Annotated in this window: 17 protein-coding genes; 4 read left to right on the top strand and 13 right to left on the bottom strand. The window is 72.7% G+C overall.

Annotated features, from left to right (window positions below; genetic code table 11):
* Positions 1-40: 40 nt before the first annotated feature.
* Positions 41-427: a RidA family protein gene (locus R2S09_RS17435; protein ID WP_316741921.1), complete on the top strand. Its 387-nt coding sequence runs from the start codon at positions 41-43 to the stop codon at positions 425-427.
* 54 nt (positions 428-481) lie between these two features.
* Here R2S09_RS17435 and R2S09_RS17430 read toward each other — a convergent pair whose 3' ends face one another.
* Together R2S09_RS17430 and R2S09_RS17425 are read right to left on the bottom strand one after the other, a co-directional pair.
* Positions 482-1,933, bottom strand: coding sequence for a PAS domain-containing protein (locus tag R2S09_RS17430; protein ID WP_306186618.1), 1,452 nt, complete (start codon positions 1,931-1,933; stop codon positions 482-484).
* Between the two features lie 397 nt (positions 1,934-2,330).
* Positions 2,331-3,086, bottom strand: coding sequence for an SIS domain-containing protein (locus R2S09_RS17425; protein WP_316741919.1), 756 nt, complete (start codon positions 3,084-3,086; stop codon positions 2,331-2,333).
* Between the two features lie 317 nt (positions 3,087-3,403).
* Between R2S09_RS17425 and R2S09_RS17420 the strand changes: the two genes are divergently transcribed.
* Both R2S09_RS17420 and R2S09_RS17415 read left to right on the top strand, forming a co-directional pair.
* Positions 3,404-4,096, top strand: a complete 693-nt coding sequence (locus tag R2S09_RS17420) for a metal-dependent transcriptional regulator (protein WP_306186621.1) — start codon at positions 3,404-3,406, stop codon at positions 4,094-4,096.
* Between the two features lie 426 nt (positions 4,097-4,522).
* On the top strand, positions 4,523-5,509 hold the full coding sequence (locus tag R2S09_RS17415) for an alpha/beta fold hydrolase (RefSeq protein ID WP_306186623.1): 987 nt from the start codon (positions 4,523-4,525) through the stop codon (positions 5,507-5,509).
* A gap of 310 nt (positions 5,510-5,819) precedes the next feature.
* Here R2S09_RS17415 and pdxH read toward each other — a convergent pair whose 3' ends face one another.
* Complete coding sequence (gene pdxH / locus R2S09_RS17410) at positions 5,820-6,449, bottom strand: pyridoxamine 5'-phosphate oxidase (RefSeq protein ID WP_399144041.1); 630 nt, start codon at positions 6,447-6,449, stop codon at positions 5,820-5,822.
* A 445-nt stretch (positions 6,450-6,894) separates the two neighbouring features.
* Between pdxH and R2S09_RS17405 the strand changes: the two genes are divergently transcribed.
* Positions 6,895-7,995, top strand: a complete 1,101-nt coding sequence (locus R2S09_RS17405; protein ID WP_306186625.1) for a citrate synthase 2 — start codon at positions 6,895-6,897, stop codon at positions 7,993-7,995.
* A gap of 119 nt (positions 7,996-8,114) precedes the next feature.
* Here R2S09_RS17405 and R2S09_RS17400 read toward each other — a convergent pair whose 3' ends face one another.
* From R2S09_RS17400 to R2S09_RS17355, 10 genes are all read right to left on the bottom strand, one after another.
* A complete protein-coding gene (locus R2S09_RS17400; protein WP_306186627.1) occupies positions 8,115-8,723 on the bottom strand; it encodes a TetR/AcrR family transcriptional regulator in 609 nt (202 codons plus the stop codon).
* A complete protein-coding gene (locus tag R2S09_RS17395; RefSeq protein WP_316741916.1) occupies positions 8,711-9,445 on the bottom strand; it encodes an enoyl-CoA hydratase family protein in 735 nt (244 codons plus the stop codon). Before R2S09_RS17395 ends, R2S09_RS17400 begins: the two co-directional genes overlap by 13 nt.
* A gap of 43 nt (positions 9,446-9,488) precedes the next feature.
* A complete protein-coding gene (locus R2S09_RS17390) occupies positions 9,489-11,057 on the bottom strand; it encodes a 4-coumarate--CoA ligase family protein (protein ID WP_316741914.1) in 1,569 nt (522 codons plus the stop codon).
* A 22-nt stretch (positions 11,058-11,079) separates the two neighbouring features.
* Entirely contained in the window at positions 11,080-12,240 is a 1,161-nt protein-coding gene (locus R2S09_RS17385; RefSeq protein ID WP_306186631.1) for an acyl-CoA dehydrogenase family protein, read from the bottom strand.
* A gap of 7 nt (positions 12,241-12,247) precedes the next feature.
* Positions 12,248-14,116, bottom strand: coding sequence for a biotin carboxylase N-terminal domain-containing protein (locus R2S09_RS17380; RefSeq protein ID WP_316741912.1), 1,869 nt, complete (start codon positions 14,114-14,116; stop codon positions 12,248-12,250).
* A 5-nt stretch (positions 14,117-14,121) separates the two neighbouring features.
* Positions 14,122-15,720, bottom strand: coding sequence for an acyl-CoA carboxylase subunit beta (locus tag R2S09_RS17375; protein ID WP_306186635.1), 1,599 nt, complete (start codon positions 15,718-15,720; stop codon positions 14,122-14,124).
* On the bottom strand, positions 15,717-17,447 hold the full coding sequence (locus R2S09_RS17370) for an acyclic terpene utilization AtuA family protein (RefSeq protein ID WP_316741910.1): 1,731 nt from the start codon (positions 17,445-17,447) through the stop codon (positions 15,717-15,719). Before R2S09_RS17370 ends, R2S09_RS17375 begins: the two co-directional genes overlap by 4 nt.
* Entirely contained in the window at positions 17,444-18,238 is a 795-nt protein-coding gene (locus R2S09_RS17365) for a TIGR03084 family metal-binding protein (protein WP_316741909.1), read from the bottom strand. The genes R2S09_RS17370 and R2S09_RS17365 overlap by 4 nt, the downstream gene beginning before the upstream one ends.
* A 306-nt stretch (positions 18,239-18,544) precedes the next feature.
* Positions 18,545-19,498: an EamA family transporter gene (locus R2S09_RS17360; protein WP_316741907.1), complete on the bottom strand. Its 954-nt coding sequence runs from the start codon at positions 19,496-19,498 to the stop codon at positions 18,545-18,547.
* Between the two features lie 158 nt (positions 19,499-19,656).
* Positions 19,657-22,548: an FAD-binding and (Fe-S)-binding domain-containing protein gene (locus R2S09_RS17355; RefSeq protein ID WP_306186640.1), complete on the bottom strand. Its 2,892-nt coding sequence runs from the start codon at positions 22,546-22,548 to the stop codon at positions 19,657-19,659.
* Between the last annotated feature and the right edge of the window lie 128 nt (positions 22,549-22,676).

Raw genomic sequence — 22,676 nt, 5'->3', positions numbered from 1 at the left:
CGAGGGTGCGTGATCCCTGCCGTCCCCTGCTGTTCCCCGCATGACGGAGCGACGGGCGATTCTCAGCGGTTCGGTGTCCGAGGAGCGGATCGGGTACGCGCGGGCCGTGGTGGACGGGGAGTGGGTGCACGTCTCCGGGACGACCGGGTACGACTACGCGACGATGACGATCTCCGAGGACGTGGTGGAGCAGGCCGAGCAGTGTCTGCGGAACATCGGGGCCGCCCTGAAGGCGGCGGGGTGCGGGTTCGAGGACGTGGTGCGGGTGCGGTATCTGCTGCCCGTGCGGGAGGACTTCGAGCCGTGCTGGCCGGTGCTGCGGCGGGTGTTCGGCGAGGTGCGGCCGACGGCGACGATGGTGCGCGGGCCGGCCGACGCGGGGATGAAGATCGAGACAGAGGTGTACGCGCGGCGGCGGGCCGCCTGACCTCTCACGGTCGCCTCTTCCGCGCTCACGGCCGCCCGCTCCGGCCTGCCACGGTCACTCCTTCTCCAGCAGCCCCGCCAGGTCCAGGGCCGTCGCGATGCGTACGGCCACGTCTTCGGCGTAGGCCGCGTCGGAGCGTTCGAAGGGGCTGCGGCCGGAGCAGCGCAGGAACGTGACGACGCCCAGGGTGCGGCCGCGGCTGCGCAGTACGGCGCACAGCGCGTGCACGGTGTCGGCGGGCCACTGGCGGGCCTGGGCCCAGGCGCGGGCCTGGTCGGCCGGGACCGTGCCGACGGTGGCGCGGACGGCGCCGGTCCGTTCGATGCACTGCAGGGCGGGGTGTCCCTCGCCGTAGCGGACGGGCAGTCCGGCCCGGCCGGTGAGCAGGCTGGGGCCGGGGCCGTCGGAGGGGGTGGCGGCGACGCGTACCAGCCGCAGCGGGGTGGTGGGCTCGCCGTCCTCGGGGGCGGTACCGCCGGCCACCCGGTCGACGAGGGCGTGGTCGGCGAAGCCGGCGAGGGCGAAGTCGAGGTGGACGGTCGCGGCCTCCGCCGGGTCTTCGCACTCGGCGGCGGCGCGGGCGGCCCGGTGCAGCTGGTTGGTGCGGAACCGCAGCAGCGAGGCTTCCTGCTCGCCCTGTTTGGCTTCGGTGACGTCGACGAAGAGCCAGGCGACGCCGAGTGGCACGGGTTCCTCGGCCAGCGGTGAGGCGAGCCGGACGAATCCGCTGCGCCAGCAGCGCCGCCGGTCGCCCTCCGACGCGCGCACGCTCACCCAGATCTCGGCGGGTGCGGGCGGTGCGCCTTCCGCCAGGACGTGGGTGAGCGCGCTCTCGAGTTCTTCCACGCCCTGGGCGAGCAGTTCGCCGAGGGGGCGCCCGAGCGCGGCGGTGCGGCCGGTGCCGAGGGCCCGGGCGGCGTGGGCGTTGACGACGGCGGGCCGCAGGTCGGCGTCGACGAGGACGACGCCCCAGGACGCGTCCTCGAACAGGGCTTCGCTGAGCGCGATGGACCGCTCCAGGTCGATCTGTGCGTGCACCTCGCTGAAGGCGCAGTACAGGCCGGCCGGTTTGCCGTCGGGTCCGCGTACGGCCGCGGACTGGGTGCGTACGAGGACGCGGCCGCCGTCCTTGGTGAGGAGGGCGAACTCGTGGACCTGGCGTCCGCGTGCGTGCATGGCGGACATCAGCCGCCGTTCGACCTCCTCGGCGTCCGCGCTGCGTACGGCCCAGCCGGCGAAGCCGTGCCGGCCGACCGCCTCGGCGGCCGTCCAGCCGAGGATGCGTTCGGCCTCGCGGTTCCAGTGGGTGACGACGCCGCCCGCGTCGAAGGCGCAGAGGGCGGCGTCCATGCCGTCGAGCAGGGCGGCGAGCAGGTCGGAGCCGTCGGGACCGCCAGGGCCACCGGGGTGGTCGGGGCCGTCGAGGGCCCTCGGACCGTCCCGTTCCGGCTCGGGCTCGTCCGGCCCGAGCTCGTCGGTGGTCCCTCTACGCCGGGAAGCACTCACCTGGACCCCCTGCAGGCTGCGTCCGCACACACGGCGCGTCGGTTCACTCACTGGCCTTCGTTCACTGGCCCTCATTCAACTTGAACGTGACGCAGAGCACATCGGGTTCCCGCAATATTGAAGGAATCGTTGTACGCGGAAAATCCCCGTGGACCTGGAGCGAACCCGAGAAGAACACGGGGGCCACGCGCCGGCCGCCGTCAGCCGCAGGGTCAGCCAGAGGCCGGCCTCGTCCGGGAGTACGTACCGCTCGGTCTCGGTGAAGCCGCTCCAGCCGGTTACGGCCGCTGCGTTCGCCCACCTCGTCGAGGGTCCTGGCGGCGGGCGGCACGATCACGTCGTGCACCACGCGCGCGTGGGGGCGGTCCCGGGGCACGCGCGCGTGGGCCCGCGGTCGTCAGCGCCGGTAGAAGATCCGGTCCGCGTACTGCTCGAAGACCTTGCCGTTCCACTCGTGGCCGCCGTCGACGTTGCCGGAGCGCAGCAGCGGGGGCTCGATGCCTCGGTCGGCCAGGACTCCGGCGGTGGTGGCCATGACCGCCTGGAGAAGGGCCGAGGTGACGACCGTGGAGGCCGGGGCGAAGGGCGCGGGGACGGTGTCGAGGGTGAGTTCGGCGTCGCCGACGGCGATCTTGGAGTCCAGGACGACGTCGCAGTGGTCCTTCAGATACGTCCCCGACACGTGGCGGGACGTGGTCCGGGTGGCGTACGCCACCGATGTCACTCCGATGACCTTCACGCCCAGGGCGCGGGCGTTCATGGCCATCTCGACGGGGAGGGCGTTGCGGCCGGACAGGGAGACGATCACCAGGGCGTCGCCGGAGCGGATGGGGGAGCTGTCCAGGACGGCGGTGGCGAGGCCGTCGACGCGTTCGAGGGCGGAGCCCAGGGTGGCGGGCATGACGTCGACGCCGACGGCGCCGGGGACGGCGAGGAGGTTCATCAGGGCGAGGCCGCCGGCCCGGTAGACGACGTCCTGGGCGGCGAGGGAGGAGTGTCCGGCGCCGAAGGCGAACAGACGGCCGCCGTCGGCCACGGTGTCGGCGAGCAGGGTGCCGGCGGCCGTGACGGACTCGGCCTCCTCGTCACGGACCCGCTGGAGCAGGCCGATGGCCGCGTCGAAGAACTGGCCGGCCAACGTGCGGTCGCTCATGCGGGGTCCCTCCGGATGCCTGTGGATGCTGTGGATGCCGTGAATGCCATGGATGACTGTGCGGATGTCTGCGGGGCGTGTGCCCATGCCCGTGTGCCGCGGATCACGGTGAGGTCTGGACCAGAGTCCTGTCAACACGGCCGGGCACGGCGCCGGGTGTGTCCCCGGCCGCCGCGGCCGTCCGGGACCGCCGTCGGCGACGCGGGGTTCCGTCGGCACGCCCCGGTTGTCAGTGGTATGCGTCAGAATTGAGTTCAGGGCCAGCGCACGCGCCTGGGAGCCGCCGAGCTTCCGGCAGAGGTAATCGAGGGGCACGTATGTCCGGACTGATCGACACCACGGAGATGTATCTCCGCACCATCCTCGAACTGGAGGAGGAAGGCGTCGTCCCGATGCGCGCCCGGATCGCCGAGCGGCTGGACCAGAGCGGGCCGACGGTGAGCCAGACGGTCGCGCGCATGGAGCGCGACGGCCTGGTCTCGGTCGCTCCGGACCGGCACCTGGAGTTCACGGACGAGGGCCGCCGGCTGGCCACGCGCGTGATGCGCAAGCACCGGCTCGCGGAGTGTCTGCTGGTCGACGTGATCGGCCTGGAGTGGGAGCAGGTGCACGCCGAGGCCTGCCGTTGGGAGCACGTGATGAGCGAGGCCGTCGAGCGCCGGGTGCTGGAGCTGCTGCGGCACCCGACCGAGTCGCCGTACGGCAACCCGATCCCGGGCCTGGAGGAGCTGGGCGAGAAGGACCACGCCGATCCGTTCCTGGACGAGGGCATGGTGTCGCTGGCCGACCTCGACCCGGGCTCCGACGGCAAGACGGTCGTCGTCCGCCGGATCGGCGAGCCCATCCAGACGGACGCGCAGCTGATGTACACGCTGCGCCGTGCGGGCGTGCAGCCCGGCTCCGTGGTGAGCGTCACGGAGTCGGCGGGCGGCGTGCTGGTCGGCAGCGGCGGCGAGGCCGCCGAGCTGGAGGCGGAGGTCGCGTCCCACGTCTTCGTCGCCAAGCGCTGACCGCTGGTTCCTGGCGCCCCTGTCCGTGGCGGATTCCAGCGCGTCGAAGCGCAGCGCGCGGGCGCCCGGCGTGCGAGGCTGTCGCGAGAGGCATATGACTCGTGGGGGTGGGGGAGGATGTGCCGAAGACGTGTGGAGGGCCCCGGCGCCGTGTGGTGGCGCCGGGGCCTGTCCTCCCCTGTAGCGACCCGGAGCCCCGAGCTCTCAGGGTCGTTCCCCGCGGACCCCTTTTCCCCGAGTGGTCCGCCTCCCGTTGAAGATCTCCCCCCGGTGGCGGCGATCATGCGTTGCGGGGGGTCACTCGAACGAGGGGTGTTGACGGCAGGAACGGTGTTTTCGAATAGGCATTCGATAACCTGTGCGTGATGGGCCGCCGGGGGCCCGCGCTACGGGAATGGGCAGCGAGTCAGGGGGGTGCCAGGGGCAATGGCGCGGCGCATCGATGTGACCGGGGCAGGCGGCGTACGGCTCGCCGCCTGGGAGTTCGCGGAACCCCGGAAGACAGCACCGGGCGGCTCGGCGCCGGACAGCACCGCACCACGTACCTTCGTACCGTCCCAGGCGGTACCTCAGGAACCGCGCGAACCACACGAACCGCACGAGCCCCACGAACCGCACGCCGGCCACGAGGCCGAACTGCGCCCGCCCACCGGCGTGCTCTTACTCCACGGCCTGATGGGCCGCGCCTCTCACTGGGCCGCCACCGCCCGCTGGCTCTCCGAGCGGCACCGGGCCGTCGCCCTCGACCAGCGCGGCCACGGCCAGAGCGAGAAACCCCCGCAGGCCGCCTACACCCGCGACGCCTACGTCGAGGACGCCGAGGCCGCCGTGGAACAGCTCGGCCTCGGCCCGGCCGTTCTCATCGGGCACGCCATGGGCGCCCTGACCGCCTGGCAGCTCGCCGCCAAACGCCCCGACCTCGTGCGCGGACTGATCATCTGCGACATGCGGGCCTCCGCCCTCGGCGCGGCCTCCCAGCGCGAGTGGGAGGACTGGTTCAAGTCCTGGCCCCTGCCCTTCGCCACCCTCGCCGACGTCCGCAAGTGGTTCGGCGAGGACGACCCCTGGGTGGAGCGCCCGAACCCGGCCCGCGGCGAGTTCTACGCCGAGGTCATGCACGAGCGACCCGACGGCTGGCGCCCCGTCTTCGAACCCGACCAGATGCTCACCTCCCGCGAGACCTGGGTCTACGACGCCCACTGGGAGGAACTGGCCCAGGTCCGGTGCCCCGCCCTCGTCGTACGCGGCCTCGACGGCGAACTCGGCCGCGCCGAGGCCCAGGAGATGGTGCGCGTCCTCCCCCACGGCCAGTACGCGGAAGTCGCCGACGCCGGCCACCTCGTCCACTACGACCAGCCGGACGCCTGGCGCACGGCGATCACTCCGTTCCTGGAAGCGGTCCTGACGGGATGAACACCGAGCAACATCACGAAAAAACAGGTTGATCGGCCCCCGATCGCTTCCTAAGGTGTGGGGTACACGAGAAGGGAGGTGGTTCGGCAGATGTATGAGAACCGGACGCGTGAGGTGGCTGCGGGCTAGCGGCCCGTCACCCCACCCAGTGCGGTGCCGGACCAGCGCGTGAGAGACGCGTGCAGCCGGCCCAATCCCAAGCAGTCACCCGACCCGCGAGCTGCCGGTACGTCCGGCCGGCTTCCCCGTCGTCAGGCGGGGGGACCCAGCTCGCGGGTCGTCTGCGTGCGCGGGCCTCTCGAAGACCCCCTCAGGGGCTCAGGCGTTCCACGTGCCAGGTGCCGTCCGGTCGGGTGGTGTAGCGGAGGCGGTCGTGGAGGCGGTTCTCACGGCCCTGCCAGAACTCGACCGTGTGGGGGACGACGCGGAAGCCGCCCCACTGGGGTGGGACGGGGACCTGTTCGCCCTCGGGGTAGCGGGCGGCGAGTTCGGCGTACTGCGTGTCGACGATGTCGCGGGTGGTGATCACCGTGGACTGGGCGCTGGCCCAGGCGCCGAGCTGGGAGCCGTGGGGGCGGGTGCGGAAGTAGGCGGCGGTCTCGTCGCGGCCGGTGCGGTGGGCGGTGCCCTGGACGATGACCTGGCGGGCCATGGGGTGCCAGGGGAAGAGCAGGGAGACGTGGGGGTTCTCGGCGAGGTCGCGGGCCTTGCGGGAGCCGTAGTTGGTGTAGAAGACGAAGCCGTGCTCGTCGAAGGCCTTCAGCAGGACCGTGCGGGAGCTGGGGCGGCCCTGGGCGTCGGCGGTGGAGACGACCATGGCGTTGGGTTCGAACAGGTGGGCCTCGGCGGCGGCCTGCTGGAACCAGTGGGCGAACTGTTCCACCGGTGTGTCGGCCAGGTCGGCCTCGTACAGGCCTTCGGCCCGGTAGTGCATGCGCATGGCGGCGAGGTCGAAGGGCGCGGTTTCTCCGGCTTCTTGGTCGGTCACGCGGTCATCTTGCCGTATCGGTGGCGTCCGTCCGGCGGGGGTGTCCTTCGTCACTGCTTGGCACTGAGTGCCGGACGGTCTCCCCTTCCGTGGCACCCGGGGTTATCGTGCTGGTGCCGTGCCGGTTGGGTGAGCCGCGACCGCACGGGGCATGACAGGGGTACCGTCCCGGACCGCGAGTCGGTGGACACGACCGCGGATCCGTACGGGCGGCAGTGCCCGAGGAGCCTGAGGAAGTCCGAGGGAGTCCGAGGAGTCCGGCGGAGTTCGGTGAGCCGTCCGGACCCCGCGGTCGCCCCTTCTGAAAACCGCCTGCTGCTGACATCTCCGACATCCGACACCTGGTCGTCGTTCCCCCGTCGCACCATCTGTCGCACAGACCACGAGGAGCCGCCTGATGTCCGACTTCGTACCCGGGCTCGAGGGAGTCATCGCGTTCGAGACGGAGATCGCCGAACCGGACAAGGAGGGCGGCGCCCTCCGGTACCGGGGCGTCGACATCGAGGATCTCGTCGGTCATGTCTCGTTCGGCAATGTGTGGGGGCTGCTCGTCGACGGCGCCTTCAACCCCGGTCTGCCGCCGGCCGAGCCGTTCCCGATCCCGGTGCACTCGGGTGACATCCGCGTGGACGTGCAGTCGGCGCTGGCGATGCTCGCCCCGGTGTGGGGGCTGAAACCGCTGCTGGACATCGATGCCGAGCAGGCCCGGGAGGATCTGGCGCGGGCGGCGGTGATGGCGTTGTCGTACGTCGCCCAGTCGGCCCGCGGGCAGGGTCTGCCGATGGTGCCGCAGCGGGAGATCGACAAGGCGAGCACCATCACCGAGCGGTTCATGATCCGCTGGCGGGGTGAGCCGGATCCCAAGCATGTGGCGGCCGTGGACGCGTACTGGTCGTCCGCTGCCGAGCACGGCATGAACGCGTCCACGTTCACGGCCCGGGTCATCGCGTCCACGGGTGCGGACGTGGCGGCCGCCCTGTCGGGTGCGGTGGGTGCGATGTCCGGTCCGCTGCACGGTGGTGCGCCGTCCCGGGTGCTCGGCATGATCGAGGAGATCGAGCGGACGGGGGATGCCGAGGGGTATGTGCGGCGGGCGCTGGACCGTGGTGAGCGGCTGATGGGCTTCGGTCACCGGGTGTACCGGGCGGAGGACCCGCGTGCGCGGGTGCTGCGTCGTACCGCGCGGGAGCTGGGTGCTCCGCGGTTCGAGGTCGCCGAGGCGCTGGAGAAGGCGGCTCTGGAGGAGCTGCACAATCGTCGCCCGGACCGGGTGCTGGCCACGAACGTGGAGTTCTGGGCGGCGATCATGCTGGACTTCGCGCAGGTTCCGGCGCACATGTTCACGTCGATGTTCACCTGTGCGCGTACGGCGGGCTGGTCGGCGCACATCCTGGAGCAGAAGCGCACCGGCCGTCTGGTGCGTCCTTCCGCCCGCTACATCGGTCCGGGTCCGCGCAGCCCGCGTGAGATCGCTGGGTACGACGAGATCGCGCACTGACGGGAGCGTGTGCTGACGGGACCGGGTGCGGAGGCTCCGGCGGCGTGCGGGTCCGGTCCCGTGCGCCGTTCTCCCGTGCGCCGTTCTCCCGTGTGCCGTCCTCGCGTGCGTCTTCCGGCTCAGGCCAGGGCCTGGTCCAGTAGTGCCGCCCACTGGGTGACGACGCGTTCGCGGCGGGCGGTGTCGTCGGTGAGGAGGTTGGCCAGGCCCAGGCCGCGGGCCATGTCGAGGAAGCCCTGGACGGTTTCGCGGGCGCCGGGGCGGGATTCGTCGGCGCCGAGCAGTTCCACGGCGATGCGGTGGGTCTCGCGGCCGACGCGGGCTTCCAGTTCGGTGACGCGGGCGCGGAGCTGGTCCTCGTTGGAGGCGGCGACCCACAGGTGGAGGGCGGCGCGGAAGAGGGGGCCGGTGTAGAGGTCGACGAGGGCGCGCACGACGGCGCGCCGGTCGCCGGACGCGCCGCCGGGGAAGAGGGCGCGTGTGGCGGTGGAGCGTTCCTCGGCGACGTATTCGACGGCGGCGGTGAAGAGGTCCTCGCGGGTGGGGAAGTGGTGTTGTGCGGCGCCGCGGGAGACTCCCGCGCGTTCGGCGACGGCGGACACCGTGGAGCCCGCCCAGCCGTGTTCGGCGAGGCAGGCCACGGCGGCCTGGAGGAGTCGCTGCCGGGTGGCCCGGCTGCGGTCCTGTTTGGGTACGCGGTCGCGTTCCGCCGTACTCACACCACCCATGCCGCATCCCGTCTTTCCAGGAAGGCCGTCATCCCCTCCCGGGCCTGGGGGGAGGTGAACAGCCGGGCCGAGAGCGCGGTCAGGTCGGCCGCGTCCCGGTCGAACGTCTCCAGCACCCTAGCCGTGAGCAGCCGTTTCGTCTCGGTCAGGGCTTGGGGGGAGGAGCGGCGCAGGCCGTCGAGGATGGGGGTGAGGGCGTCGTCGACGTCGTCCGCGGCCGTGGTGAGCAGGCCGATGCGTGCGGCTTCGGACGCGTCGAGGCGTTCGCCGGTGAGGTAGTAGCGGGCCAGGGCGCGGGGGTCGGTGCGCGGGAGGACGGGCAGGGAGATCACGGCCGGCGCGACGCCGATGCGTACCTCGGTGAAGGCGAAGGTGGCCGTGGTGGCGGCGGCGGCGATGTCGCAGGCGGTGAGGAGGCCGAGGCCGCCGGCGCGAACGTGTCCGGTGACGCGGGCGATGACGGGCTTGGGCAGTTCGACGATCTGCCGCAGGAGTCCCACCAGTGCGTCCGGGTGGGGTGGGTCGCGCAGGTCGGCTCCGGCGCTGAAGGTGGTGCCGGTGTGGGTGAGGACCACGGCGCGTACATCGGGGTCCTTGCCGCAGTCGGTGACGGCGTCGGCGAGGTCGGAGACGAGGGCGGCGGAGAGGGCGTTGCGGGTGTCGGTGGCGTCGAGGCTGAGGGTTTCGACGGCACGCGCGCGTGTACGGCTGATCAGGGTCACTGCAGCTCCCTGGGTTCGCGGCGCGGGATCCGGGTCACGGCGGTCACGGCAGTTCCCTGAGTTCGCGGCGCAGGATCTTGCCGGAGGCGGCGCGGGGGACGGTGTCGATGAAGGTGACCCGGCGTATGCGTTTGTAGGGGGCGACGCGTTCGGCGACGTACAGCATGATCTCGTTCTCGTCGAGGCCGTCGGCGGTGGGCCCGCGGACGACGAAGGCGTGCGGGATCTCGTTGCCGTCCTCGTTGTAGGCGCCGATGACGGCGGCGTCGGCGATGCCGGGGTGGGTGAGCAGCTGGGCTTCGAGTTCGGCGGGGGCCACCTGGAAGCCCTTGTACTTGATGAGTTCCTTGACGCGGTCGACGACGAAGAGCCAGCCGTCCTCGTCGATGTGTCCGACGTCTCCGGTGTGCAGCCAGCCGTCGGTGTCGATCAGCTGGGCGGTGGCGTCGGGGCGGCCGAGGTAGCCCTTCATGATCTGGGGGCCGCGGATCAGGATCTCGCCGGGTTCGCCGGTGCCGAGGTCCTTGTCGGGGTCGTCGAGGGACACGATCCGCATCTCGGTGCCTGCGATGAGTCTGCCGACGGTGCCGGCGGGGGCGTCGTGCAGCCGGTCGAGGGGGACGACGTGGGTGCCCGGGGACAGCTCCGTCATGCCGTAGGCCTGGCCGATGGGGGGCAGGTGGAGCCGCTCGGAGCAGGCGCGCGCGAGGGCGGCGTCGAGCGGGGCGGCGGCGCTGATGACGTAGGTGAGGCAGGACAGGTCGTAGCGGGCGACCGCGGGGTGTTTGGCGAGGGCGAGGACGATCGGCGGGGCGACGTAGAGGCCGGTGATGCGGTGGGTCTCGATGGCGGCGAGGAAGGTCTCCAGGTCGAAGCGGGGCAGGACGACGACGGTGGCGCCCCTGCGCAGGGGGGCGTTCATCAGGGCGGTGAGGCCGTAGATGTGGAAGAACGGCAGAACGGCGAGGATGCGGTCGCCGGGGCCGGTGGTGACGGCCGGTTCGAGCTGGGCGAGGTTGGTGGCGATCTGCCGGTGGGTGAGCATGACGCCTTTGGGGGTGCCGGTGGTGCCGGAGGAGTACGGCAGTGCGGCGATGTCCTCGGCGGGGTCGAGGTCGATGTGCGGTTCGGGTGCGGTGGAGCCGAGCATGTCGATGAGCGACCGGTGTCCGGGGGCGCTGTCGCAGACGAGGATCTGCCGTATGCCGCCGGCGAGTTCGGCGGCGCGGCGGGCGGAGTCCAGCAGCGGGGAGACGGTGATGATCCAGCGGGCCGCGCTGTCTCGCAGTTGTTTGGCGAACTCCTCGGGGGTGGCGAGCGGGTGCACGGTGGTGACGGAGGCGCCCGCACGGGTGGCCGCGTAGAAGGCGGTCGGGAAGGCGATCGTGTTGGGGCTGTGCAGGGCGAGGACGTCGCCCTTGCGGACGCCGGTGGCGGCGAGCGCGGCGGCCAGGCGCCGGTGGAGCCGGTCCAGCTGCTCGTACGTGAGGGTGGTGCCGTCCGTGCCGTCGATGAGTGCGGGATGGTCGCCGAAGTCGGCGGCGCGGCCCAGGACGGCGTCGTGGATGGGGAGGTCGACGGGGGTGACGTCTGCGTACTCGCTGCGGAACACGGTTCCTCCAAGCGGCTGCTGCTCAGTACGACTTGGGCAGACCGAGGGTCTGGTGGGAGATGTAGTTGAGAATCATCTCCCGGCTCACCGGGGCGATACGAGACACGCGTGCGGCCGTTATCAGTGAGGCGAGCCCGAACTCGCGCGTGAGTCCGTTGCCGCCGAGGGTGTGCACGGCCTGGTCGACGGCCTTCACGCAGGCCTCCCCGGCCGCGTACTTGGCCATGTTGGCGGCCTCGCCGGCACCGATGTCGTCGCCGGTGTCGTAGAGGTGGGCCGCTTTCTGCGTCATCAGCCGGGCGAGTTCGAGGTCGATGTGGGCCTGGGCGAGGGGGTGGGCGATGGCCTGGTGGGCTCCGATGGGGGCCTTCCAGACGGTGCGGTCGCGGGCGTATTCGACGGCCTTGGCCAGTGCGTAGCGGCCCATGCCGATCGCGAAGGCGGCGGTCATGATCCGTTCGGGGTTGAGCCCGGCGAACAGCTGGAGGAGGCCCGCGTCCTCGTCGCCGACGAGCGCGTCCGCGGGGAGCCGTACGTCGTCCAGGACGAGCTCGAACTGCTTTTCGGCGGCGCGCAGTTCCATGTCGATGGGCCGCTTCTGGAAGCCGTCGGCGTCGGTCGGGACGATGAACAGGCAGGGCTTGAGCCGGCCGGTACGGGCGTCCTCGGTGCGGCCGACGATCAGTACGGCGTCGGCGATGTCGACACCGGAGATGAAGACCTTGCGGCCGGTGAGCAGCCAGTCGGCGCCGTCGCGGCGGGCGGTGGTGGTGATGCGGTGGGAGTTGGAGCCGGCGTCGGGTTCGGTGATGCCGAAGGCCATGAGGCGGGTGCCGTCGGCGAGTCCGGGGAGCCACTGCTGCTTCTGGGTCTCGGTGCCGAAGCGGGAGATCACGGTGCCGCAGATGGCGGGCGAGACGATGAGCATGAGGAGGGGGGAGCCCGCGGCACCCAGTTCTTCGAGGACTATGGAGAGTTCGGTGATGCCGCCGCCTCCGCCTCCGTATTCCTGCGGGAGGTTGACGCCGAGGTAGCCGAGTTTGCCTGCCTCGGTCCAGAGCTCGGTGGGGGGTTTGCCGTCGGCGACGGTGCGGGTGAGGTAGTCGCGGCCGTAGCGCTTGCCGAGGGCGGCGACGGCGGATCGGAGGGCCTTGTGCTCTTCGGATTCGATGACGGCGGTCATGGGGCTCCTAGGAAGAGGCTTGTCGAGAAGGGCTTTCCCGCACTACGGCGAGGACCGTGCCCGGTTCCACCTGCTGCCCGGGCTTGACGTGCAGGGCACTGAGCGTCCCGGTGGCCGGTGCCGAGATCTGGTGCTGCATCTTCATGGCCTCCAGCCAGATCAGGGGCTGTCCGGCGTGGACGGAGGCTCCTTCCGTCAGGTCCTCGGCGACGCGTACGACCGTGCCCGGCATCGGGGCGAGCAGGGAGCCGGGGGCGGGCCGGGCGCTCGGGTCGGGGAAGCGGGGCAGGGCGGTGAGGCGGGTGGTGTTGACGTACACCTGGTCGCCGTACCGGGCGATGTCGAAGCGGCGCTGTACGCCGTCCGCTTCGAGGACGACCCGGTGCGCGTCGGCGTGTACGACCCGTACTCCGTCGGCCGCGAGTCCCTGGCGGGTGTGCCGGTAGTGGGCCTCGTGCTGCTGCCCCGCGATCAGGTAGCGCTTGGTCTGCGGCCGGGAGGGGACGTTGCGCCAGCCGCCGAAGCGGGAGCGGCCGTGGGCGTCGGCGAGGGCGGCGGCAAGAGGGGCGTACGGGTCGGGGGCCGGTGAGGTGAGGCCGGCGAGGTGACGGTCGTAGAAGCCGGTGTCCATGCGGGCCCGGGTGAACTCCTCGTGGCGCAGGGAGCGCACCAGCAGGTCGCGGTTGGTGACGGGGCCGTGGATCACGGCGGTGTCGAGCGCGCCGGCGAGTCTGCGGATCGCCTCGGCGCGCGTGGGGGCGTGGGCGACGGCCTTGGCGAGCATCGGGTCGTAGTGGACGCCGATGGTGTCGCCGTCGCCGTAGCCGGTGTCGAGGCGGATGCCGGGCGGCAGGGCGAGGCGGTGCAGGGTGCCGGTCTGCGGGGCCCAGTCGTGGGCCGGGTCCTCGGCGTACAGGCGGGCCTCGATCGCGTGGCCGTGCGCGCGTGGGGGTGTGGTGTCGAGGGTCCGGCCCTCTGCGACGCGGATCTGTTCGGCCACCAGGTCGAGGCCGAACACGGCCTCGGTGACGGGGTGTTCGACCTGGAGGCGGGTGTTCATCTCCAGGAAGTGCGCGCGGTCGCCCTCGACGAGGAACTCGACGGTGCCGGCGCCGACGTAGGAGACGGCGCGCGCGGCGCGTACGGCCAGCGTGTACAGCTCTTGTGTGAGCCGGTCGGAGAGTCCGGGCGCGGGGGCCTCCTCGATGACCTTCTGGTGGCGGCGCTGGAGGGAGCAGTCGCGGGTGCCGAGCGGCCAGACGGTGCCGTGGGCGTCGGCGAGGATCTGCACCTCGACGTGGCGGCCGCCCTCCACGTAGGGCTCGATGAACACCTCGCCGTCGCCGAAGGCGCTCGCGGCCTCGGCGCGCGCGCTCTCCAACGCGGCCGGCAGGTCCTTCAGGCGGCGCACGATCCGCATCCCGCGCCCTCCGCCGCCGGCGGCGGCCTTCACGAGCACCGGCAGGTCTGCGGTGGTGACGTCGGCCTCGTCGAGGGGTGCGAGGCCCATCAGTGCCTTGGCGCGGGTCTTGGACGCCATCGCCTCGATGGCGTCGGGTGGCGGGCCGATCCAGATCAGGCCGGCGTCGAGGACGGCGCGCGCGAAGCCGGCGTTCTCGGACAGGAAGCCGTAGCCGGGGTGCACGGCGTCGGCGTCGGCCGCGACCGCCGCCTTCACGATCAGGTCGCCGCGCAGATATGTCTCGGCGGGCGTGGCGCCCGGCAGGCGTACGGCGGCGTCGGCCACGCGCGCGTGGAGGGCGTTGGTGTCGGCGTCCGAGTGCACGGCGACGGTGCGGATGCCCGCCTCGCGGCAGGTGCGGAAGATCCGGCAGGCGATCTCGCCCCGGTTGGCGACCAGCAGTGTCTGGATCATGGACCTCACATCCGGAAGACGCCGAAGCCGCCGCGCGCGCCCTCGTAGGGGGCGGTGTGGACGGCCGAGAGACAGATGCCGAGGACGGTGCGGGTGTCGCGCGGGTCGATGACGCCGTCGTCGTACAGCCGGCCGGACAGGAACATCGGCAGTGACTCGGACTCGATCTGCTGCTCGACCATGGCGCGCAGCGCCGCGTCCGCCTCGTCGTCGTACGGCTGTCCCTTGGCCGCCGCCGACTGCCGGGCGACGATCGACAGCACGCCGGCGAGCTGCTGCGGGCCCATGACGGCGGACTTGGCGCTGGGCCAGGCGAACAGGAAGCGCGGGTCGTAGGCCCGTCCGCACATGCCGTAGTGCCCGGCGCCGTAGGAGGCGCCCATGAGGACGGAGAGGTGGGGGACGCGGGAGTTGGAGACGGCGTTGATCATCATGGCGCCGTGCTTGATGATGCCGCCCTGTTCGTATGCGCGGCCGACCATGTAGCCGGTGGTGTTGTGCAGGAACAGCAGCGGGATGTCGCGCTGGTTGGCGAGCTGGATGAACTGGGCGGCCTTCTGCGACTCCTCGCTGAACAGCACGCCCTGGGCGTTGGCGAGGATGCCGACGGGGTAGCCGTGGAGGTTCGCCCAGCCGGTGACCAGGCTGGTCCCGTACAGCGGTTTGAACTCGTCGAAGTCGGAGGCGTCGACGATGCGGGCGATCACCTCGCGCGGGTCGAAGGGGATCTTCAGATCGCCGGGAACGATGCCGAGAAGTTCCTCGTTGTCATATTTCGGGGGCTCTGCGAAGGGGGGATCGGGGTGGGCCTTGCGGTGGTTGAGGCGGGCGACGACGCGGCGGGCCTGTCTGAGGGCGTCCTGTTCGTCGACGGCGAAGTGGTCGGCCAGTCCGGACACGCGCGCGTGCATCTCGGCGCCGCCCAGCGACTCGTCGTCGCTCTCCTCGCCGGTGGCCATCTTCACCAGCGGCGGGCCGCCGAGGAACACCTTGGCCCGCTCCTTGACCATGATCACGTGGTCGGACATGCCGGGGATGTAGGCGCCGCCGGCGGTGGAGTTGCCGAAGACGACGGCGACGGTGGGGATGCCGGCCGCCGACAGCCGGGTCAGGTCCCGGAAGATGGCGCCGCCCGGGATGAAGATCTCCTTCTGGGACGGCAGATCCGCGCCGCCCGACTCCACCAGGCTGACGCAGGGCAGCCGGTTGGTGAGGGCGATGTCGTTGGCGCGCAGGGCCTTCTTCAGGCTCCACGGATTGCTGGCGCCGCCGCGCACGGTGGGGTCGTTGGCGGTGATCAGGCATTCGACGCCCTCGACGACCCCGATCCCGGTGACCAGCGAGGCACCGACGGTGTAGTCGCTGCCCCAGGCGGCGAGCGGGGACAGCTCCAGGAACGGCGTGTCGGGGTCGAGGAGCAGCTCGATGCGTTCCCGGGCGAGCAGTTTGCCGCGCCTGCGGTGCCGTTCGACGTACTTGGCGCCGCCTCCCGCGAGCGCCTTGGCGTGCTCGGCTTCGAGATCGGCGAGCCTGGCGAGCATGGCCTCGCGGTTTTCCCGGTACTCGGCGGAGCCGGCGTCCAGGGAGGAGGACAGGACAGTCACAGCAGGGCCTCCGGGATGTCCAGGTGGCGGGAGCGCAGCCACTCGCCGAGGGCCTTGGCCTGCGGGTCGAAGCGGTGCTGGGCGGCGACGCCCTCGCCGAGGAACCCCTCGACGACGAAGTTGAGGGCGCGCAGACGGGGCAGGACGTGCCGGGTGACGGGCAGCGCGCGGCTCTCGGGGATCAGCTGCCGGAACCGGTCGGCGGTCAGCTCGTGGGCGAGCCACCGCCAGGCGTCCTCCGAGCGCGCCCATACGCCGACGTTGGCGTCCCCGCCCTTGTCGCCGCTGCGCGCCCCGGCGACGAGCCCGAGCGGGGCACGCCGTGCGGGCCCGCCGGGAAGGGGATCCGGCAGCGGCGGCTCGGGTACGTCGTCGAGGGCGCGGGTGTCCTGGGGCGGCGGCACGGCGATACGGCGGCCGTCGTGGAGGACGGCCAGATGCTGCACGGCGTCCTGGGGGACGTGGGCGGTTTCGAAGACGCCGTAGGGCACGCCCTTCCCGGGCGGTGCGAGCATGTGGAAGCCGGGGTATCCGGCCAGTGCCAGCTCCACGGCGGCCCCGCTGAACACCCGTCCCACGGCTTCCGGATCCCGGTCGCGCACGACGAGGCGGAGCAGCGCGCTGGCGGTCTCCTCGGAGTCGGCGTCGGCCTTGTCGGTGCGCACCAGGTCCCAGCGCACCTCGGCCGGGGGCGGCTTGGCGGCTTGGAGGGCGTCCTCCATCTGCCGGCGCACCAGTTCGGCCTTGCGTTCGATGTCGAGCCCGGTCAGGACGAAGGTGACCTCGTTGCGGAAGCCGCCGAGGCGGTTCAGCCCGACCTTGAGGGTGGGCGGCGGGGCCTCACCGCGCACTCCCTCGACGCGCACCCGGTCGGGCCCGTCCTGGCGCAGCCGTACGGTGTCCAGCCGCGTGGTGACATCGGGCCCGGCGTACCGGGCGCCGCCCGTCTCGTACAGCAGTTGGGCGGTCACCGTGCCGGTGTCCACGACACCGCCGGTGCCGGGGTGCTTGGTGACGACGCAGGTGCCGTCGGAGTGGATCTCGGCGAGCGGGAAGCCGGGATGGCGCAGCCGTTCGAGGCCGTGGTCGGTGAAGAAGGCGTAGTTGCCGCCGGTGGCCTGCGCGCCGCACTCCAGCACGTGCCCGGCGACGACGGCGCCCGCGAGCCGGTCGTACTCCCCCGGCTGCCAGCCGAAGTGGGCGGCGGCGGGCCCGGTGACCAGGGCCGCGTCGGTGACCCGCCCGGTGACGACGATGTCGGCGCCCGCGCGCAGGCAGGCGGCGATCCCGAAGCCGCCGAGGTAGGCGTGGGCGGCGAGGGTGCCCGTGGGGGTCCCCCCTCCTTGAGCGGGGCCGGGAGCCCGGGGCGGGGTCGCGGTGAGGTCGTCGCCCTCGACGTGCGCGACCTTGACCGGTATGCCGAGTCGCCGTGCCAGTTGCCGTATGTCGTCGGCGAGTCCGGCCGGGTTGAGTCCGCCGGCGTTGGTGACGATCCGTACCCCCCGCTCGTGCGCGAGGCCGAGGCAGTCCTCCAGCTGGCGCGGGAAGGTACGGGCGTACCCGGCGGAGGGGTCCTTCAGCCGGTCCCGGCCGAGGATGAGCAGGGTGAGTTCGGCGAGGTAGTCGCCGGTGAGGACGTCGAGTTCGCCGCCGGTGAGCATCTCGCGCAGGGCGTCGAAGCGGTCGCCGTAGAAACCGGAGAAGTTGCCGATGCGCAGGACCCTCACGCCGGTTCCCCCTTCGGCGGGCGTCCGGCGCCGGGCGGGCCGGCGAAGGCCTGGGCGATGTCGAGCCAGCGGTCGGCGTCCGGGCCCGCGGCGGTCAGGGCGAGGTCGGCGCGGTGGGCGCGCTGGGTGACCAGCAGGCAGAAGTCGAGGGCGGGGCCGGTGACACGCTGCGGGGCGTCCTCGGGCCCGTAGGCCCACGTCTCGCCTGCGGGTGAGGTGAGTTCGACGCGGAACTCGGCGGCGGGCGGGGTCAGTCCGCGCACGCCGAAGGAGAAATCGCGGGTGCGTACGCCGAGGCGGGCGATGTGCCGGAGTCGGCCGGTGGGGGGACGGGCCGTGCCGAGGGCTTCGGCGACGTCCCGGCCGTGCGCCCAGGTCTCCATCAGGCGGGCGGTGGCCATGGAGGCCGTGGACATGGGCGGCCCGTACCAGGGGAAGCGGGCGCCGGGCGGTGCCTCGCGCAGCGCCCGGTCGAGCGCATCGCGGCCCTCTCGCCAACGGGCCAGCAGCTCGCCGGGCGGCAGGTGCGCGCCCTCCTCGGCGCCCTCGTCGACGAAGGTGCCGGGGGCGGCGAGGGCCTTGTCGACCAGCACCTGGAAGGCGTCCGCGTCGGTGACGGCCAGCAGCGCCGAGCGGTCGGTCCAGGCGAGGTGGGCGATCTGGTGAGCGATGGTCCAGCGGGGCGCGGAGGTCGGGCGCGTCCAGCGCTCCGGCTCCGACTCGGCCACCAGCCGGTCGAGTTCGTCGCTCTCCACACGCAGGTCGTCGATGACGGGCGTCGGGTCGGCCATGAGGGGGAGCATGGCACCGGCCCCAGAAACAATCAAGCATGCTTGCATGATTTCCCCAGGCGGTGTCTCGCCGATCGGGCCCGGCCAGGGAGCGGTGGCTGGTGCAGGGGGTACCTCCCACGCCGGACGGGCAGTGCGGGAGCGTCGCACACAGCTCGGCGAACACCTCCACCGGCACCGTGAACCGGGTATCCGGACAGGTGGGTACGGCGCAGGATCAGCGGCCCGTCGGCCGTTGGCTCGGCGTGCTCCACACTGATCCGCCCGACCGTAGCCCCACCGGACGCCGCCCGGCCGCGGCAACGGTCAGGAGGTGACCTTCCCCCGCCCCACCTGCGTGCGTACCGCGCCCATGCTCGCCGCGATGACCAGGGTGATGGCGAGGCCCTGGGCGGGGGTGAGGGACTGGCCCAGGACGAGGAAGCCGGCTGTGGCGGCGAGGGCCGGTTCCAGGCTCATCAGGACGGCGAAGGTGGAGGCGGGCAGGCGGCGCAGGGCCAGCAGTTCGAGGGTGTAGGGCAGGACGGAGGAGAGCAGCGCCACCGCCGCGCCGAGCCCGAACGTCGTCGGGTCGGCCAGCTTCGCGCCCGACTCGGCGATCCCCAGCGGCAGGAACAGCACCGCGCCGACCGTCATCGCCAGGGCCAGGCCGTCGGCCTGCGGGAAGCGCCGGCCGGTGCGGGCGCTGAAGACGATGTACGCCGCCCACATCGCACCCGCGCCGAGCGCGAAGGCCACCCCGGCGGGATCGAGGCTGCCGAAGTCCCCGCCGCCGAGCAGGAACACACCGGCCAGGGCGAGTGCCGCCCACACCGCGTTGACCGCACGTCGGGAGGCGAGCACCGACAGGGCGAGCGGGCCGAGGACTTCGAGGGTGACCGCGGGCCCGAGCGGGATGCGGTCGACGGCCTGGTAGAACAGGCCGTTCATCGCGGCCATCGCGACACCGAAGACGACGACCGTGCCCCAGTCGGCGCGCGAGTGCCCGCGCAGCCGGGGCCGGCAGACCAGCAGCAGCACGATCGCGGCGACCAGCAGCCGCAGGCTCACCACGCCGAGCGCGCCCGCCCGCGGCATCAGCGTCACCGCCAGCGCGCCGCCGAACTGCACCGAGACGCCGCCGGCGAGCACCAGCCCGACGGGGCCGAGGGAGCCGAAGCGGCGCGGCGCGCCCGGAGTTCCCGGCGCGGGCGCCTGGGCCCCCGCGGCAGGCGCGAGGGGGGTCGACGAGGACGGGCTGGCGGTGCTGGGGGCGGTCACGGGCGGTCCAGAGGCGGGTTCGGGGGCGCTGGGCCCGGGAGTTGGTCGTTCATCGCGATGTACTGCTGAGTCCAGGGTAGTAGACCTTGGTCAGGCGTGTGAACCCATAATGCAGCTGTCTCGGATGCCGGTACCTGGCAGGGCCCCGGCGATGACCGTCAGCCTCCCTTCCCCTCCCGTTCGTCCAGTGCCTGGGCCAGCACCTCCGCCAGATGCCGTCCCCGTGTCCCCGCCAGCTGCTCCAGCTGTGTGCGGCAGGAGAAGCCGTCCGCCAGGATCGCCGCTCCCGGCTCGGCGCGACGTACCGACGGCAGCAGTTGTTCCTCGGCGCAGGCCGTGGACACCTCCCAGTGACCCCGCTCGAAACCGAAGTTTCCGGCGAGGCCGCAGCAGCCGCCGGAGAGCTCGCCGGTCAGGCCCGCCGCCTCGCGCAGCCGGCGGTCGGCGTCGTCGCCCAGGACGGCGTGCTGGTGGCAGTGGGTCTGGCCGGCGACCGGGCGGTTCAGACGGGGCGGGGCCCAGGCGGGGGCGTGGCGTTCCAGGGTCTGCGCGAAGGTCAGCACCCGGTCGGCCAGTCGGCGGGCGCGCGGGTCGTCGGGGAGCAGCTCCGGCAGGTCGGTGCGCAGGGCGGCGGCGCAGCTCGGTTCCAGGACGACGACCGGGGCGGCCGTCCCCAGGACCGGTTCCATCAGATCGAGGGTGCGGCGCATGACCGTACGGGCGCGGTCGAGCTGGCCCGTGGAGACGTAGGTCAGCCCGCAGCAGACCCTGCCCCGGCCCCGCAGCAGGCCGACGGGGTCGAGGGCGACCGTGCGGCCGTCGCCGACCGGCGGCCGCTTGAGGTGGACCGTCGGCGGCAGCGCCACCCGCAGGCCCGCCGCCTCCAGTACCCGTACGGCCGCCCGGCCCACGGAGGGCGCGAGGTGCTCGGTGAAGGTGTCCGGCCACAGGACGACCACATCGCCGCCGCCCGCGGCGCTCCGGCCCCGTCGCCGCTCCCACCACCGGGTGAACGGCTCCGTCGCCAGCCGCGGGATCCTCCGTTCGGGTGCGATCCCGCCCAGCCGTTTCGCCGCCCACGCCAGGGGCCGTACCGAGGCGAGCGCATTGGCCACCCATGCCGTGCGCGTGCGGGCCGCCCAGCGCAGCCACACCGGCAGCCGTCCCATGGAGTAGTGGGCGGCGGGGCGACGCCGGCCCGCGTAGTGGTGGTGCAGGAACTCCGCCTTGTACGTGGCCATGTCGACGCCCACCGGGCAGTCCGAGCGGCAGCCCTTGCACGACAGGCACAGATCGAGCGCGTCGCGGACCTCCGTGGACCGCCAGCCGTCGGTCACCAGCTCGCCGGCGAGCATCTCGTGCAGCAGCCGGGCACGCCCGCGTGTGGAGTGCTGCTCCTGCCCCGTCGCCCGGAAGGAGGGGCACATCACGGCGGGCCCGGACGCCTGCGTCGTACGGCACTTGGCGACCCCCACGCAGCGGCGCACCGCCGCCGAGAAGTCGCCGCCGTCGGCCGGGTAGCCGAAGGCGACGTCCACCGGCTCGCGCGGCAGGACGGAGAAGCGGAGGTTCGCGTCCAGGGGGTCCGGGCGGACCAGCATCCCGGGGTTGAGCAGGTCGTCCGGGTCCCAGACACGCTTGGCCCGCTCGAACAGGGCCACCAGCTCCTCGCCGTACATCTTCGGCAGCAGCTCGGCCCGCGCCTGCCCGTCGCCGTGCTCCCCCGACAGCGAGCCGCCGTGGGAGACGACCAGCTCGGCGAGCTCCTCGGAGAAGCGCCGGAAGCTGCCGACACCGGCCGGGGTCAGCAGGTCGAAGTCGATCCGGACGTGGATGCAGCCGTCCCCGAAGTGCCCGTACGGCGTGCCGCGCAGGCCGTGGGCCGACAGCAGCCCGCGGAAGTCACGGAGATACGCGCCGAGCCGGGCGGGCGGCACCGCGCAGTCCTCCCAGCCGGGCCAGGCCTCCGAGCCGTCCGGCATCCTCGTCGCCGTACCGCTCGCGTCCTCCCGGATCCGCCACAGCGCCCGCTGCCCGGCCGGATCGGTCACGACCAGCGCGTCGACGACGTCCGCCGCCCGCACGATCGCCTCCGCACGCGCGCGTGCCTCCTCCGCCGTCTCGCCGCCGGTCTCCACGAACAGCCAGGCGCCGCCCCTCGGCAGCCCGGCCGCCGACGGCACCAGGTCGGCCGCCATGCCCTCCACGGTCAGCGGCCCGTGCGGCAGCAGGCCGGCCGCCGCCTCCGCGGCCGCGCCCTCGTCGGCGTAGGCCAGCACGGCGAGCGCACGCGCGCGGGGCGCCTCCACCAGCCGTACGACCGCCTCGGTCAGCACGCCGAGCGTGCCCTCCGAACCGCAGAAGGAGCGGGCGACGTCGGCGCCCTTCTCCGGCAGCAGGGCGTCCAGCGCGTACCCGGAGATGCGCCGGGGCAGCTCGGGGAAGCCCGCGCGCAGCCGCGCGAGCTCGCCCTCCACCAGCTCCCGCAGTCCGTCCGGCGCCCCGGCCCACCCCTGGCCGAGCCGCAGCCGCTCGCCGCGGGCGGTGACCACCGAAAGCTCCCGCACGCTGTCCGCGGTGGTCCCCCACGCCACCGAGTGCGAGCCGCAGGAGTTGTTGCCGATCATCCCGCCGAGCGTGCACCGGCTGTGTGTGGACGGGTCGGGGCCGAAGCGCAGCCCGTGCGGCGCGGCGGCCTCCTGGAGCCGGTCCAGGACCAGCCCCGGCTGGACGACGGCCGTCCGCGTCCCGGGATCCAGGTCCAGCACCCGGTTCATGTGCCGGGTGAAGTCCAGCACCACGCCCGTCCCCGTCGCCTGCCCCGCGATCGACGTCCCGCCGCCCCGCGCCACGACCGGCACCCCGCGCGCCCGGCACGCCTCCAGCACGGCGGCCACGTCATCGGCGTCTCTCGGGGCCACGACGCCCTGCGCGACACGCCGGTAGTTGGACGCGTCCATGGTGACCAGCGCCCGGGAGGTGACGTCGAAACCGACCTCCCCCCGGACGGCCCTGCGCAGCTCCGCTTCGAGTCCCGAGAGATCCGTCATGCGTCCAGGATGCATGCCCTCACGGACAGTCACCGCATCTTTTCCACAGCTCCAGGCATATCGTCGTACCGGCCCCCGGTTCACGCGCCCGCGACTCGCCGATTCCGTCTCATCGCCCGTCTCATCGA

The sequence above is a fragment of the Streptomyces sp. MK7 genome, assembly GCF_032658145.1.
Lineage (GTDB): Bacteria > Actinomycetota > Actinomycetes > Streptomycetales > Streptomycetaceae > Streptomyces > Streptomyces spiralis.
The sequence above is the reverse complement of the archived record's forward strand: the minus strand, read 5'-3'. Positions and strand labels throughout refer to the sequence as shown.

Bases quoted from the DNA above. Each gene is read 5' to 3' on its own strand.
- R2S09_RS17435 (WP_316741921.1), top strand. From the start codon at position 41: ATGACGGAGCGACGGGCGATTCTCAGCGGTTCGGTGTCCGAGGAGCGG.
- R2S09_RS17425 (WP_316741919.1), bottom strand. From the start codon at position 3,086: ATGAGCGACCGCACGTTGGCCGGCCAGTTCTTCGACGCGGCCATCGGC.
- R2S09_RS17420 (WP_306186621.1), top strand. From the start codon at position 3,404: ATGTCCGGACTGATCGACACCACGGAGATGTATCTCCGCACCATCCTC.
- R2S09_RS17415 (WP_306186623.1), top strand. From the start codon at position 4,523: ATGGCGCGGCGCATCGATGTGACCGGGGCAGGCGGCGTACGGCTCGCC.
- pdxH (WP_399144041.1), bottom strand. From the start codon at position 6,449: ATGCGCATGCACTACCGGGCCGAAGGCCTGTACGAGGCCGACCTGGCC.
- R2S09_RS17405 (WP_306186625.1), top strand. From the start codon at position 6,895: ATGTCCGACTTCGTACCCGGGCTCGAGGGAGTCATCGCGTTCGAGACG.
- R2S09_RS17400 (WP_306186627.1), bottom strand. From the start codon at position 8,723: ATGGGTGGTGTGAGTACGGCGGAACGCGACCGCGTACCCAAACAGGAC.
- R2S09_RS17385 (WP_306186631.1), bottom strand. From the start codon at position 12,240: ATGACCGCCGTCATCGAATCCGAAGAGCACAAGGCCCTCCGATCCGCC.
- R2S09_RS17380 (WP_316741912.1), bottom strand. From the start codon at position 14,116: ATGATCCAGACACTGCTGGTCGCCAACCGGGGCGAGATCGCCTGCCGG.
- R2S09_RS17365 (WP_316741909.1), bottom strand. From the start codon at position 18,238: ATGGCCGACCCGACGCCCGTCATCGACGACCTGCGTGTGGAGAGCGAC.
- R2S09_RS17355 (WP_306186640.1), bottom strand. From the start codon at position 22,548: ATGACGGATCTCTCGGGACTCGAAGCGGAGCTGCGCAGGGCCGTCCGG.